The organism is Pseudomonas marginalis, assembly GCF_008692035.1.
In the GTDB taxonomy this organism is placed as follows: Bacteria; Pseudomonadota; Gammaproteobacteria; order Pseudomonadales; family Pseudomonadaceae; genus Aquipseudomonas; species Aquipseudomonas marginalis.
This window is the reverse complement of sequence record NZ_VTFG01000001.1, coordinates 1,226,920-1,241,004: the sequence shown is the minus strand read 5'-3', so window position 1 is coordinate 1,241,004 and position 14,085 is coordinate 1,226,920. Positions and strand designations below refer to the sequence as shown.

General features: G+C 62.9%; 11 protein-coding genes. 4 read left to right on the top strand and 7 right to left on the bottom strand.

The window, feature by feature from the left end; translation table 11 throughout:
- Nucleotides 1–41: 41 nt before the first annotated feature.
- Entirely contained in the window at nt 42–1,418 is a 1,377-nt protein-coding gene (hglS, locus tag FX984_RS05330; protein WP_146477994.1) for a 2-oxoadipate dioxygenase/decarboxylase HglS, read from the bottom strand.
- A 288-nt stretch (nt 1,419–1,706) separates the two neighbouring features.
- Here hglS and FX984_RS05325 point away from each other — a divergent pair, with 288 nt between their 5' ends.
- Both FX984_RS05325 and FX984_RS05320 read left to right on the top strand, forming a co-directional pair.
- Nucleotides 1,707–3,116 carry an OprD family outer membrane porin gene (locus FX984_RS05325; protein WP_146477995.1) on the top strand — a complete coding sequence of 470 codons (1,410 nt, stop codon included), beginning with the start codon at nt 1,707–1,709 and terminating at the stop codon, nt 3,114–3,116.
- Nucleotides 3,117–3,185: 69 nt separating this feature from the next.
- Entirely contained in the window at nt 3,186–5,861 is a 2,676-nt protein-coding gene (locus FX984_RS05320; protein ID WP_146477996.1) for an MGH1-like glycoside hydrolase domain-containing protein, read from the top strand.
- Nucleotides 5,862–5,928: 67 nt separating this feature from the next.
- Here the strand turns inward: FX984_RS05320 and FX984_RS05315 are convergent, their stop codons facing one another.
- Both FX984_RS05315 and FX984_RS05310 read right to left on the bottom strand, forming a co-directional pair.
- Nucleotides 5,929–6,243 carry an SCP2 sterol-binding domain-containing protein gene (locus FX984_RS05315; RefSeq protein ID WP_005788868.1) on the bottom strand — a complete coding sequence of 105 codons (315 nt, stop codon included), beginning with the start codon at nt 6,241–6,243 and terminating at the stop codon, nt 5,929–5,931.
- A gap of 56 nt (nt 6,244–6,299) precedes the next feature.
- Nucleotides 6,300–7,010, bottom strand: coding sequence for a histidine phosphatase family protein (locus FX984_RS05310; RefSeq protein ID WP_092356735.1), 711 nt, complete (start codon nt 7,008–7,010; stop codon nt 6,300–6,302).
- 195 nt (nt 7,011–7,205) lie between these two features.
- On the opposite strand from FX984_RS05310, the gene sohB reads away from it, so the two are divergent.
- A complete protein-coding gene (gene sohB, locus FX984_RS05305; protein WP_027608646.1) occupies nt 7,206–8,231 on the top strand; it encodes a protease SohB in 1,026 nt (341 codons plus the stop codon).
- A gap of 483 nt (nt 8,232–8,714) precedes the next feature.
- Here the strand turns inward: sohB and FX984_RS05300 are convergent, their stop codons facing one another.
- Complete coding sequence (locus FX984_RS05300) at nt 8,715–10,223, bottom strand: MFS transporter (RefSeq protein WP_098479283.1); 1,509 nt, start codon at nt 10,221–10,223, stop codon at nt 8,715–8,717.
- A gap of 150 nt (nt 10,224–10,373) precedes the next feature.
- Here FX984_RS05300 and FX984_RS05295 point away from each other — a divergent pair, with 150 nt between their 5' ends.
- Nucleotides 10,374–11,270 (top strand): LysR substrate-binding domain-containing protein, encoded by an 897-nt coding sequence (locus FX984_RS05295; protein WP_027608644.1) that lies wholly within the window; start codon nt 10,374–10,376, stop codon nt 11,268–11,270.
- Here the strand turns inward: FX984_RS05295 and dhaL are convergent.
- The 3 genes from dhaL to FX984_RS05280 all read right to left on the bottom strand — a co-directional run bounded on the left by dhaL (nt 11,227) and on the right by FX984_RS05280 (nt 14,083).
- Nucleotides 11,227–11,874: a dihydroxyacetone kinase subunit DhaL gene (dhaL, locus tag FX984_RS05290; RefSeq protein WP_065927173.1), complete on the bottom strand. Its 648-nt coding sequence runs from the start codon at nt 11,872–11,874 to the stop codon at nt 11,227–11,229. The genes FX984_RS05295 and dhaL overlap by 44 nt on opposite strands.
- A gap of 3 nt (nt 11,875–11,877) precedes the next feature.
- Nucleotides 11,878–12,879: a dihydroxyacetone kinase subunit DhaK gene (locus FX984_RS05285; RefSeq protein ID WP_098479287.1), complete on the bottom strand. Its 1,002-nt coding sequence runs from the start codon at nt 12,877–12,879 to the stop codon at nt 11,878–11,880.
- Nucleotides 12,880–12,967: 88 nt separating this feature from the next.
- Nucleotides 12,968–14,083 carry an MDR/zinc-dependent alcohol dehydrogenase-like family protein gene (locus tag FX984_RS05280; RefSeq protein ID WP_027608641.1) on the bottom strand — a complete coding sequence of 372 codons (1,116 nt, stop codon included), beginning with the start codon at nt 14,081–14,083 and terminating at the stop codon, nt 12,968–12,970.
- Nucleotides 14,084–14,085: the final 2 nt, after the last annotated feature.

Below are 14,085 nucleotides of genomic sequence, written 5' to 3'. Positions count from 1 at the left end.
GCAAGGATTGCGCCGGTGAGCCGGGTGGGCACTTTCCGTTTCTACACCAGCAGTGCCCGAGTGCATTCATCTATGGAGCGCTGCTGCGTCTCGCCATACACCTTCAATTCATCGACAGTCGTGCGCCCCAGGGCCTTCTCGAATTCGGCCTGGTTCGAATTGGCTGCGTAGTGACTCTGCGCCCCATCCCCCAGGTTCGACTGGAAAATCCCCGCCGCACTCACTGGCAGGAAATCCTCATACACCAAGGGTTCGACAGCCACATGGCCGGCGGCGACCAGTGCCTCCAGTGTGCGCGGTTGATCGGCCTGGCCGCGTGCCGCCAGGCCTTTCTCCGTGGCGAAGTAGCGGAAGTAGGCCAGATCCTGCTCACGCATCTGCCCGTGGTTATCCGGGAAGGCCTGGAAGTGCTGCTCCATCAACTGCATGTAGCGCGCGGCATTGCCCTCGTTGGGGAAGGCGCCCAGTTCGTCGCGCGCGGCATTCAGCAGTTGGTCGTACAGCGCGCGGCCCTTGGGCGTCAGCGCCACGCCACGCTGTTCGATTTCGCCGAAACGCGCGCTGTGGCTGCCCTGGGCATCGGTGAAGGCGATGGGTTCGTCGAGGGCCTTGAAGCTGGTCTGGCGCAGCAGGATCGGGCACTGGCGGCGGGGCGGCCCTTCGATCACGGCCTTGGGGGTGATGCCCTTGCCGGGCATGGCGGCCTGGACCTGGTCGATGTCCAGGGTGCGCGGGGTCAGGTGGTTGATGTGCGGGCCCTTGAAGGCCACCACGTCGGCGATCAGGCGGTGCTGGTCGCTGAGTTGCTGGTATTGCGCGGCGGTCACGGTCGCGGTGTGGTGCCAGCGGAAGGTTTCCAGGGCCTGGCGCACAAACTCATCGGCATCCGCAGGGTTGAGGCCACCGTCCTTCTCCGCTTGTTCGATCAGCGCCAGGGCGCGGGGAGTGAAGATCGAGCGCTTGGCCAGGGCGGTTTCGGCAAACCCGCGCAGCTCGGGGTTTTCGATCAGCTCCAGGCGCAACAATGAGGTAAACACGCGAAACGGGCTGGTCTGCAGCGCGCTTTCGTGCACGGCGCGGAACGCCGTGGAATGCACCGGCACGCCGGCGGGGGTCAGGTCGTAGTAACCCACCGGCTGCATGCCCATCACCGCGAACAGGCGGCCGATGGTCGCCAGTTCCGCCGCGGTGCCGAGACGGATGGCGCCATGGCGTTCCATGTCCAGGCGCTGGATCTCACCGGTGCGTTGCAGCTGTTGCGCCAGGTCCGGTTCGCTGGCGAGTACGCGGGCGTTGGTGGCGGCGACCAGCTCCATCAGTGCGCCATACAGCGGAACTTCATCTCGGTACATGTCGGACATGGCCTTGGAAAAGCCCTTGCGGATCTCGTCGGGGCTGACATGTGCGGTGCTGTGCATAGAAAAATTCCTGATCACGATGCTGATGGGAGCGGCCGATACCTGGATTTTGTTGGGCTGTGGGCGGGCGTGCAAACGAAGAATCCTCTGGACTTCATTCTGCAAATGAATGAAATGACGTGAATATGACAAAAAACGGCGGCAGGGAAATTTCATTTTCCAGGCCCTTTTCTAAAGAAAGCTTCACGAGGTCCGCCCTGGCCGGCATGAAAGAATCGTCACGTTTGCAGAGCCGACAGTGGGTTTGCACGCCAAACACGATAAAAAAACATTCAGGGGCCGCAGTTAATGAAAATTTCTACACTGGCGCTGTCGATCACCGCCGCCGTTCTTGCACAACAGGCTTACGCTGATGACTTCGGGCTCGGCGCGCTGGGCACGGGCAATGGCCACAGCGGCTTTCTCGAAGACAGCCATGCGTCCGTCAGTTCGCGGACCATGTACTACAGCGCAGATAACCGCTCGGGGACCAATAACGACTTGCGCGAAGCTGCTACCGCACTGCGTTTCGACTACAAATCCGGCTTCACCCAAGGCACCGTTGGCCTGGGTTTCGACGTGATGGCCTTCGGCGCCCTGCGCCTGGACGGTGGCGATGGTCACACTGCGGGCCCGGGCCTGGCGGGTAATGGCAACAGCTTCTTCCCAACCAAAAACAACGGCACCGAGCCGGCCGACTCCTTCGGTCGCGCGGCCGGCAACGTGAAGTTCCGCATTTCCCAGACCGAGTTGCATGTCGGTGGTGGCCTGGCGCCGGTGTTGCCGATCCTGGTCTCCAACGACAGCCGCGTGGCGCCGCAAACCTTTGACGGCGGCATCCTCACCTCCAACGATATTCCCAACGTCACCTTCACCGGCGGCGAGCTGAACCGCGCCGAAGGCCGTGCCTCCAGCAACTCCACGGGCTTGAGCGTGGCCGGCGGTACGCGCGACAGCGACAGCTTCAAGTTCGGTGGGGTGGACTACAAGCCGTTTGGTTCGTCCGACAACGCCATCGCAAAAAACCTGACGTTGCAGTACTACTACGCCCAGTTGCAGGACTTCTACAAACAGAACTACCTCGGCCTGGTCCACGTGCTGCCCCTGGGCAACGACCAGTCGTTCAAGACCGACCTGCGTTACTTCGACAGCAGCAGCGACGGCAAGAATGGCGAGAGTGGCTACCAGTTCAACAACAACGGCGGCTACGCCAAGCACGCCAACGAAGTGGACAACAAAACCTACAGTGCCGCGTTCACCTACCAACTGGGCGGCAGCAGCCTGATGCTCGGCCACATTGGCGTGGGTGACGATGGTGGTTTTGTGTGGGTCAACCAGGGCAGCCTTGCCGATCCCCACGCCCAAGGCGCCGGCGGCAGCGACTTCTACCTGTTCACCGACGCAGTGGTGGGCCAGTTCTCCCGGGCGGGCGAGCAGGTCAACTTCGGGCAGTACGCGTATGATTTCAAGGCCTACGTGCCGGGCCTGAAAGCGTCCGTGGCCTACCTGGACGGTACGGATATCAAGTCGAAGGTCGCCGGTGGCCCTGACCAGAAAGAAAACGAAACCGACTTCCGCCTGGACTACGTGGTGCAGGCCGGTCCTCTGAAAGGCTTCGGTACCACCTTGCGTACCGGCACCTATCACGGCAAAAACACCGGCACCGCCGACCAGGACCAGACCCGCCTGATCTTCAACTACACCTACGCCATCTTCTAAGTCTTCATGTGCACCCGGGCGTCATTGGGCTCTACACTGCTCCTCACCTGGTAGGCGATGGAGGACCCGATGACGGCCACACCCGACACCCGAATACTGGACACGATCGAAGGCCAACGCCTGGCGACGCCGGATGCCGAGCGTTGGCGCGAGTGGGGCCCCTACCTGAGCGAACGCCAATGGGGCACGGTGCGCGAAGACTACAGCGCCGACGGCGATGCCTGGGCTTACTTCCCCCATGAACATGCACGCAGCCGCGCCTACCGCTGGGGCGAGGATGGCCTGGCCGGGTTCAGCGACAAGGCGCAACACTGGTGCCTGGGCCTGGCCCTGTGGAACGAGCGCGACGCGATCCTCAAGGAGCGCCTGTTCGGCCTGAATAACGCCGAGGGCAACCACGGTGAAGACGTCAAGGAGTTGTACTTTTTCGTCGACGGTGTGCCCAGTCATGCCTATATGCGCATGCTCTACAAATACCCCCATGCCGCCTTTCCCTACGCCGACCTGATTGCGGAGAACGCCCGGCGTGGTCTGGCCGATGCCGAGTACGAGATCCTCGATACCGGTGTGTTCGAAGACAACCGCTACTGCGACGTCAGCGTCGAATACGCCAAGCACCAGCCTGACGATATTTTCATGCGCGTCACCGTGCACAACCGCTCGCAACAGCCGACGCGCCTGCAGGTGCTGCCGCAGCTGTGGGCGCGCAATGACTGGAGCTGGACCTCGGATGCGCCCAAGCCACAGTTGAGGCTGGACGGCGAACACGTGCTGGCCCGTCATCATGCACTGCCCGATCTGCGTCTCAGCGCCTGGGGGCAGGCGGGCGTGGAATGGCTGTTCTGTGAAAACGAGAGCAACTTCCCGCGACTGGGCGGGCAACCGGCGCCGGGGCCGTTCAAGGACGGGATCAACGATTATGTGGTTGAAGGGCTGGACGCTGCGATTCGCCGCGACACCGGTACCAAGGTGGCCGCACGCTTTATCCTTGAGCTGGCGGGCCTGCAAAGCCAAAGCCTTTACCTGCGCCTTGCACCCGTGGACGCGCCCGAGGTCAACGCGCGCAAACTGTTTGAACAGCGGCGCCAGGAGGCCGATGACTTCTACGCCGCCTTGCAGCAAGGCATCGCCGATGACGATGCGCGCAATGTGCAGCGCCAGGCCCTGGCCGGCTTGCTGTGGTCCAAGCAGCTCTACTATTTCGATGTGAACCAGTGGCTCGACGGCGACCCCGCCCAGCCCGCGCCACCGCCCGAGCGCCTGCATATCCGCAATACCCATTGGCGGCACCTGTCCAACTTCGACATCCTGTCCATGCCTGACACTTGGGAATACCCGTGGTACGCCTCCTGGGACCAGGGCTTCCAGGCGGTGGCGTTTGCCCTGATCGATCCGGGGTATGCCAAGCAACAGTTGTTGTTGCTGGTGAAGGACCGCTTCATGCACCCCAACGGCCAACTGCCGGCCTATGAATGGCGTTTCGACGACGCCAACCCGCCGGTGCATGCCTGGGCCAGCTGGCGCGTGTATCAGCAGGACAAGGCGCTGACCGGTGTGGGCGACCTGGATTTCCTCGAGCGGATCTTCCACAAGCTGCTGCTGAATTTTTCCTGGTGGGTCAACCGCAAGGACGCCGAGGGTCGCAACCTGTTCCAGGGCGGCTTCCTGGGGCTGGACAATATCGCCTTGTTCGACCGCTCGGCCGCGTTGCCGCCGGGGTATCAGCTCGATCAGGCCGACGGCACCGCCTGGGTGGCGGCGTATGCGCTGGACTTGATGCGTATCGGCCTGGAGTTGGCCAAGCGCAATGTCGTGTATGTCGATATCGCGGTGAAGTTTTTCGAGCACTTCCTGTACATCGCCGGCGCCATCAACCGCGTCGATGACAGCGCCGAAGGCCTGTGGGACGAGCAGGACCTGTTCTTCTACGACGTACTGCACCGTCCCGACGGCCAGAACGAGCCGGTGCGCCTGCGCTCCATTGTCGGCCTGATGCCGTTGTTTGCCGTGCTGGTGCTGGAGCAGCGCGAACACGAGGGGCTGGAAGGGTTGCGTGAACGGCTGTTGGGGTTCATGCACCACCGGCCGGACCTGGCCAAACTGGTGTCGCGCTGGAACGAACCGGGGCAGGGCAATCGCCTGTTGCTGGCGCTGTTGCGTGGCGAGCGCACCAAGGATTTGCTGCGGCGCATGCTCGATGACGACGAATTCCTCTCGGCCTTTGGCGTGCGTTCCCTGTCCAAGGCGTTTGCCGAGCAGCCATTGGCGCTGAAGATGAATGGCGACACCCTGTGCGCCCGTTACCAGCCGGGTGAATCCGACTCGCGCCTGTACGGCGGCAATTCCAACTGGCGCGGGCCCTTGTGGATGCCGGTGAACTACATGCTGATCGAATCGCTGCGCGAATTTCACCGCTACTACGCGGACAACTTCTCGGTGGAATACCCCACGGGCAGCGGGTATCTGGCATCCCTGGAGGACGTGGCCGACAGCCTCAGCCAGCGCTTGACCCGCCTGTTTCTGCGGGATGAAAACGGTTCACGACCGTCGATGGCGGGGTATGCGCAGTTGGAGGCGGACCCGGCCAGTCGTGACCTGGTGTTGTTCCATGAATATTTCCATGGCGAGACGGGGCGGGGGTTGGGGGCTTCGCACCAGACCGGATGGAGTGCGTTGGTGGCGTTGCTGCTACAGCCCAAATGTGGGAGGGGGCTCGCCCCCGATAGCGGTGGATCAGTCAACTGATGACGCGACTGACAAACCGCCATCGGGAGCAAGCCCCCTCCCACAGGGATTCAGGGTTGCCCGTGAATCAGGAAGGGAACAGTTCGCTCAGCTTCATGGCCAGCATCATGTCGCCTTCGGTGCGCAGCTTGCCGCCCATGAAGGCCTGCATGCCGTCTGTGGAACCGTCGACGATGCCCTCAAGGGTCTCGCTGTCCATGACCAGGGTCACTTGGGCGTCCGGGTTTTCGCCTTCCTGCAGTTCGCAGGTCTTGTCTTTGACCACCAGGGAAAAGTTCTTGGTGTCGTCGATACGGAAACCGAACACCAGGTCCAAGCCTTCGGCAGCGCTTGGGTTGAATTTGGCTTTCATTGCTTCTACGGCTTTAGCTACGTCAGTCATGGTTTCGATCCTTTTATGGTGAGTCCAGTGACCTTGGGGTCACGGTTGGCCGCACTTCATCGGAAGGTGATGAGTTGCGGCGCCTTCAACAGTTGCAAGTGGGTGTGACTGTTGAAGGAAGCCAGTGCCACCTCGCGACCGCGGAATTTCAGCTGGTTGAGCGAGGTGTTAACAATTTGCCAGTTCAGTTCGAAGGCCTGGGCGGCAGGCATCCGGGTAATCAGGTGGAGCAGGGCGGTGATGGTGCCGCCGGAGGTGAACACCGCGATCTTCTGCGTGTTGTCCGCCGCTTCCAGAATGCGTTGCAGGCCACCCTGGACGCGCTCCACGAAGCCCAGCCAGCTTTCCAGTCCCGGCGGGTCATAGGTGCCGGCCAGCCAGCGCTCGATGATCAGGGCGAAGATGCGTTGGAACTCGCTGCGGTTTTGCGCGGCGTTGCGCAGGATGTCCAGGGCGTCGGGTTCGCTGCCGAGCAGGTCGGGGAGCAGGGCGCGGATGATCGCGTCGGCATCGAATTCGTTGAAGGCGCTGTCGGTTTCCAATGCAGGTACCGGCAGGCCGAGGGTGCTGTATTGATCGAAGGCGGCAGTGGCCGTGTGTTGCTGGCGACGCAGGTCGCCGGCGATGCAGCGGTCGAACACCAGGCCCATATCCGCCAGGTGGCGGCCGAGCACTTGCGCTTGTTCCACGCCGACGGGCGACAGCACGTCATAGTCGTCTGCACCGAAGGAGGCCTGGCCATGTCGAATCAAATAGATGCTGCCCACGTCCGTTTTCCCGGTACGTTGAAAGTCTGGCGAGGTTATGAGGATGCCAGGGTGCTGTCAATGAAAAAACATACGCTTGTTTTAAAAGCTCGTTGGAGCGCGTTCCTGCTGGCGGTTTGAGCACTGGCCGCCCGGCGATCCCGTCGGTATGCTTGGGCAATCCGCGCCTGGCGCCGTGCATTGTTAAGGAGACACATGGATTTTTTGGCTGAATACGCGAGCTTTCTGGCGAAGACCGTCACCCTGGTGGTCGCTATTCTGGTGGTCTTGATCAGCTTCGCGGCACTGCGCAGCAAAGGGCGTCGCAAAGCCGCCGGCCAACTGCAGGTCAGCAAGCTCAATGACTTCTATAAGGGCCTGCGTGAGCGCCTGGAGTCGAGCCTGCTCGACAAGGAGCAGCTCAAGGCCCTGCGCAAGTCCGAAAGCAAAGCCGAAAAGAAGAACGGCAAGAAGAAACCCGAGGCCAAGCCACGGGTGTTCGTGCTGGATTTCGACGGTGACATCAAGGCCTCGGCCACCGAGAGCCTGCGCCATGAAATCACCGCGCTGCTGAGCCTGGCCACGCCCAAGGACGAAGTGGTGCTGCGCCTGGAAAGCGGCGGCGGCATGGTCCACAGTTACGGCCTGGCGTCGTCGCAACTGGCGCGTATCCGCCAGGCGGGCGTGCCGTTGACCGTGTGCATCGACAAGGTCGCGGCCAGCGGCGGCTACATGATGGCGTGCATCGGCGAGAAGATCATCAGCGCACCGTTTGCCATCCTCGGCTCCATTGGCGTGGTGGCGCAGTTACCCAACGTCAACCGCCTGCTGAAAAAGCACGACATCGACTTTGAAGTGCTGACCGCCGGCGAGTACAAGCGCACCCTCACGGTGTTTGGCGAAAACACCGAGAAAGGCCGCGAGAAGTTCCAGGAAGACCTGGACATCACCCATCAGCTGTTCAAGAACTTCGTCTCGCGTTATCGCCCACAGCTGGCGATTGATGACGTAGCGACCGGAGAGGTGTGGCTGGGTGTGGCCGCGCTGGATAAGCAACTGGTCGACGAACTGCAAACCAGCGACGAATACCTGGCCACCAAGGCCAAGACCGCCGAAGTGTTCCACCTGCACTATGCCGAGCGTAAAAGCCTGCAGGAACGGGTGGGCCTGGCGGCCAGCGGCTCGGTAGACCGGGTGCTGCTGACCTGGTGGAGCCGCCTGACCCAGCAACGCTTCTGGTAAGCCCCTTTGGGGTATAGGTAATACCTGTGGGAGGGACGGTGCGACGATTCGACTTGCCCCCGATGGCGGCCTGACAGCCGACCAGGATGTTGGATCAGACCGAGTACATATCCGTTGCTGCGGTAACGGCTGCTGTTGGTTCCGCCCTTACGGCGGCTCACTTTTGAAAAGCGCAAAAGTAAGCAAAACGCTTCGCCCCACCACTCGGCACCTCGCCTAGGCTCGGTGTGCCCGTAATCCGACAGTGATGTGGGGGGCCGCCGCCACGCGCCATCCATGGCGCGGGGCGGCTAAACCGGCATCCCTGCCGGTTTACCCCCCAAATCACTATCGAATTCCGGCCAGCGTGGTTTAACGGGGCGCCTGAGATCAAGATCAAGAGCGGCTCGCTTCGCATCGTGGTTAGCGTTGGCTGCTACAAATTTTTGTAGATACCTATGCTCATCGGGGGCAAGTCGAATCGTCGCACCGTCCCTCCCACATTTAGTTCGGTGTGGGTATCGGCTTGCGCATCAGCCTCCCCACCACCAGTGCTCCGAGCAATCCCAATAACCCTGCCACCCACAACACCCCGCTGAACCCATCCACAAACGCCTGCCGCGCCAGCGGTTGCACCATCGCCCGTGCCGGCTCCGGCAACAAGCCCATTGCCGCCGGCATATCCCCGGCCACCACCCGTGAAGCAATCCCCGCCGCCTGCGCCTGCCATTGCGTGTCGATACGTGCGCGCAACACGTGCTCGCTGTGGCTGCTCAGCAGTGCGCCATACACGCCAATCGCCAACATGATCGCGCTGAACCGCATGGTGGTGCTCATGCCCGAGGCCATCCCCGCACGGTCCCGTGGCACGCAGGCCATGATGTTTTTTTGCGTATCACCATTGAGCAAACCGGCACCGGCACCGGTGACGGCAATCGCCAGGGCGAAGGGCAGGTAGCCGCCGATATTCACCGCCCAGGCACTTAGCAGGTTGCCGCAGCCCACCAGGGTCAACCCGGCCGCCATCATCGTTGCCGGTGCGAAGCGCCCCGCCAGCCGCGCGCCGATCCGGGGGCAGACCAGCATGGTCAGGGCGAACGGCAGCATGCCCAGGCCCGAGGCAATCGCGGAGAAACCCAGGCCGTTCTGCAGATAGAACGGCAGCAGCGTCATCATCACTTGGGCGCAGCCGGCGTAGGCAAACATCCCGAGCAAGGCGCCGATAAAACGCGGGTGGCGAAACAGTTGCAGGTCCACCATGGGCCGCTGCTGCACACGTTCGACCCCTACAAATACACCCAGCAACACCGCACCGCCGATCAGGCGTGCATAGGTCAGCGGGTTATCCCAGCCGATACGGTTGGCCTCGATCAGGCCCCAGATCAGGCACAACAGGCTCGCGCTGAAGGCCAGGCTGCCCCACGGGTCGAGGCGGGCGGATTGGCTATCGCGGGATTCCGGAATCGCGTGCAGCACCAGGCTCATCAGCGCCAGGCCCACGGGCAGGTTGAGGTAGAAAATCCAGCGCCAGCCCAGGTACTCGGTGATCAAGCCGCCCAGGGTCGGCGCGGCCGTCATCGCCACGCCCATGCAGGCGCCCCAGAACGCCCAGGCCTTGGCCCGCTCGACTTCATCGTGGAAGGTGTGGCCAATGGAGGCCAGGGCTGACGTGAGCAATAACGCTGCACCGACGCCCTTGACCGCGCGGGCGATGTCCAGCCACAACGCACTCGGCGCCGCCCCGCAGCCAAGGGAGGCGAGGATAAAAATACTCAGGCCCCAGACCAGGGATTTCTTGCGTCCGAACCGATCGGCCAGGCTCCCGGCCGGCAGCAGCAAGGCGGCAAACGCCAGCATGTAGGCACTGACGACCCATTCGATATCGGCAAAGTTCGCCCCCAGGTCGCGAGCGATGCTCGGCAGGGTCACGGCGACGATATTGGTGTCGAGCACGATCAGCGAGCAGACACCGGACGCGGTGAGCAACGTCAGGCGTGGGCTGACCCGACTCATGGCTTGATTACCTTACGGGCAATAGGGGAAATGCAGTTGGTGGGCATCGCAAGGGCGCTCCAGTGTTGAGGTGCTTCGAGCTTATCCCTGGCCACTGCTGGTATTGTTAGCCACTGTGGAGCACTTCATTACCTTTGAGCTAATCCTGTTATGGATATCCGCCATTTTCGCTACTTCCTCGCCGTGGCCCGGCAGCGCAACTTCACCCGTGCCGCCGAGCAATTGGGCATTGCGCCACCGACCCTGAGCCGGCAGATCCAGGACATGGAAACCAGCCTGGGCACGCGCTTGTTTATCCGCCGGCAACGCGAAGTCAGCCTCACCGAAGCCGGCGCCGCCTTGCTGGTCGAGGCCGAAGCCACCGTGCGCCAGTTTGAATTCGCCCAGCACCATGCCCAGCGTGCCGGGCGTGGCGAGATCGGCCATATCGAATTGGGTTACGTGGCTTCGGCGCTGTACGCCGGGCTGTTGCAGCGGCAGATGCGTGCGTTCGGCCAGGCATTTCCCGACGTCAGCGTGACGGTGCGCGAATGCGCCATGGCCACGCTGCCGAGTGCGGTGGCGGACGGGCGCTATGACATCGGCTACATCCGCTCGCCGATGACCTTGCCCGAGGGAGTAGAGGCGGTGCGTCTGGACGGCGAAGGTTTTGTCCTGGCGCTGCCCCAGGATTCCTGGCTGCTGGGGCTCGCGGCCATTGGCTGCGAACACCTGCAAAACGAGACATTTATCCTGCCGGAGCAAATCAGCGGCACCCTGCATGTCGCCGCGCAAGGCGGTTATGCCCCGCGCCTGGGGCCACAGCCGGGCGGGCTGGTCGCGGTGGTGGCGCTGGTGTCGATGGGGCAGGGCGTGGCGGTGGTGCCCGCATCAATGGTCGGGCATGTGCAGTTGCCGGGCGTGGTGTACCGCAGCATTCAGGGCTGCGACGCATCCTCGTGGCTGTCGCTGATTCACCGGCGCTTCGAGAAAGCGCCGGCGGTGGCGCGGTATATCCAGCAGGTCAAGCACTCAGGCGCGGCTGCACCGAATCCGCCAGGCGCGTAAGGATCAGGCAGCACGACACCGCCCCTGCATCCAGCACGCCCAGTGAGCGCTCGCCCAGGCGACTGGCGCGGCCGATCTTCGCCACCAGGTCCTTGGTGGAGTCGCGCCCCTGGGAGGCAGCGGTTTTCATCGCCTCCAGTGCATCACTGAAAGACGCCCCCGAGGCGTGCGCGCGCTCGAAGGCTTCCACCGCCGGGATCAATGTGTCCATCAGGCACTTGTCGCCCACGCCCGCTTCGGTGATGTCCTGCAACGAGGTCAGGCCGCCGCGCAACAGGTGGGCGAAGGTGGCTGCGTCGATGTCGTCACGGCCGCGCACTTCGTCGGCCATGCCGATAAACAGGCTGCCATACAACGGCCCCATGGAGCCGCCGATGCCTTCCATCAGGCTCAGGGTCAGCTCATCCAGGGCTTCGGCGAGGGTCAGTTGGCGACCTTCGATCGTGCGCCCGCAATGGGCGAAGCCCTTGGCCATGTTGATGCCATGGTCGCCGTCGCCAATCGCGCCGTCGACTTCGCTGAGGTATTCACGGTTGGCCACGATCACGCTGACCAGGTCGGTGACGATGGCGCTGCCGTGGTGGCTGGAAAAATGCTGGCTCATGGTTCAGTCCGCCTGGGTCATGCCGATGGAGCGGCAGGGTTGGTCGATCAGGGTTTTCAGCTCCGCGTCGAGGCCGAGCAGGGTCAGGGTCACGCCCATCATTTCCAGGGAGGTGAAGTAGTTGCCGACGTAGCAGCGGTGAATCTTCAGGCCCTTGGCGTTGAGTTGGCGTTCCACCTCGGCGTAGAAAATATACAGCTCCATCACCGGCGTGGCGCCAAGACCGGAGACCAGCACCACTACGCTGTCATCCTGGCTGAAGTCGCGGTCGGCGAGGATCGGCGCGAGCATGCGCTCGGCCATGGCGGCGGCGGACTCAATGGGGATGACCTCAATGCCCGGTTCGCCGTGATGGCCGATGCCCAGTTCCATCTGGCCGTCGGGGATCTGGAAGTTGGGCTTGCCCACGGCGGCAATGGTGCAGGGCGTGAGGCCGATGCCAATCGAGCGGCAGTGGTCGACGGTTTTCTGCGCGACGCGAATCACGCCGTCGAGGTCGTAGTGCTGGGCGGCAGCGGCACCGCCGATCTTCCACATGAAGATTTCCCCGGCCACGCCGCGACGCTTGGCGATCTCGGCCTTGGGCGCGGAGGCCACGTCGTCGTTGGCGACCACGGTGCGGATGCGCATGTCTTTGCTGGCGGCCATTTTCATCGCCAGCTTCACGTTCATATTGTCACCGGCATAGTTGCCGTACAGGCAGGCCACGCCGGCGCCATGGTCGGCGGCGCGGAAGGCGTCGAAAAAGCTCTTGGCGGTGGGCGAGGAGAAAATCTCACCGACGGCCACCGCGTCGACCAGGCCGGGGCCGACATAGCCGAGAAAGGCCGGCTCATGGCCGGAGCCGCCCCCCGTGACAATGCCGACACGCCCTGGCCCGGAAGGCCTGGCCTTGACGATCACCCGTGGGTTGCTTTCGTACTGGCGCAGTTCGGGGTGCGCGACCAGGATGCCGCGCAGCATGTCCTCGACCACGTGGTCCGGATCGTTGATGACTCGATTCATAACGCGGGTTCCTGTTTTTATGGGTTCACCGCTATCCAACCGTGGGGGGGAGGGCTTGCCGCCTCCCACATTTGGACCTGTCGGGTGCTTAGGGCTCTAGTACAACCTTGAGCGACTTGTCGCCACGTTCCATCACCGCAAACGCTTCCTTGAAATCCGCCAGGGCGAACTTGTGGGTGACTACATCGCGCATATCGATCTTGCGGTTGCCGATAAAGTCGATGGCCCGCGGGTACATGTACGGCCCCAGGTGCGAACCGAGGATGTCCAGCTCCTTGCGGTCGCCGATGATCGACCAGTCCACCGTGGCCTCGTCGTTGAACACGCTGAACTCCACGAAGCGCCCCAGCTTGCGCAGCATCGCCAGGCCCTGGTTCACCGCCTTGTGGTGCCCGGTGGCCTCGATATAGATGTCGCAGCCATAGCCGTCGGTGATCGCGCGGATGTTGGCCAGTACGTCCACTTCGGCCGGGTTCCACACTTCGTCGGCGCCCATGCGCAGGGCGAGGGCGGCGCGTTCGGGTTTCATGTCGAGCACGATGAGTTTTTTCGGGTTGCGCAGGCGCACGGCGCCGATGATGCCCAGGCCCAGGGTGCCGGCGCCGGCCACCACCACGACGTCGTCATGGTCGACGTTGGCGCGTTCCGCCGCATGCAGTGAGCAGGCCAGGGGTTCGATCAGGATCGCTTCGTCGGGGGCGATGGATTCCGGCACTTTGTGAATGATGCCTTCCTTGGTGAAGATCATGTACTGGGCCATGGCACCCTGCACATTGTTCTGGAAACCATAGAGGTCGTGTTTCTGGCACATCCAGTACTGGCCGTGGTTGCAGAAGCGACAGCCCCAGCACGGCACGATCTGCTCCGAGATCACCCGGTCACCGACCTTCACGCCGCGCTTTTCCGCGCCTGGGCCCAGGGCCACCACGCGACACACGAACTCATGGCCGGGGATCATTGGCGGCTTGACGTAGCGTGGTTGCTCGGCATCGCCCCAGAACGACGGCGCGCCGCGATAGGTCTTGATGTCGCCCATGCATATGCCGCACAACTCGACCTTGGTGAGGATCTCATCGGGGCCGGGCGTGGGCACGTCGACGGTTTCCAGGCGATAGTCTTCCGGGCCATGGCAGACCACGGCCTGCATGGTTTTCGGGATGACCGGCGAGAGTTGTTCGGGTGTGCGTTCGGTGACAGTGGACATGA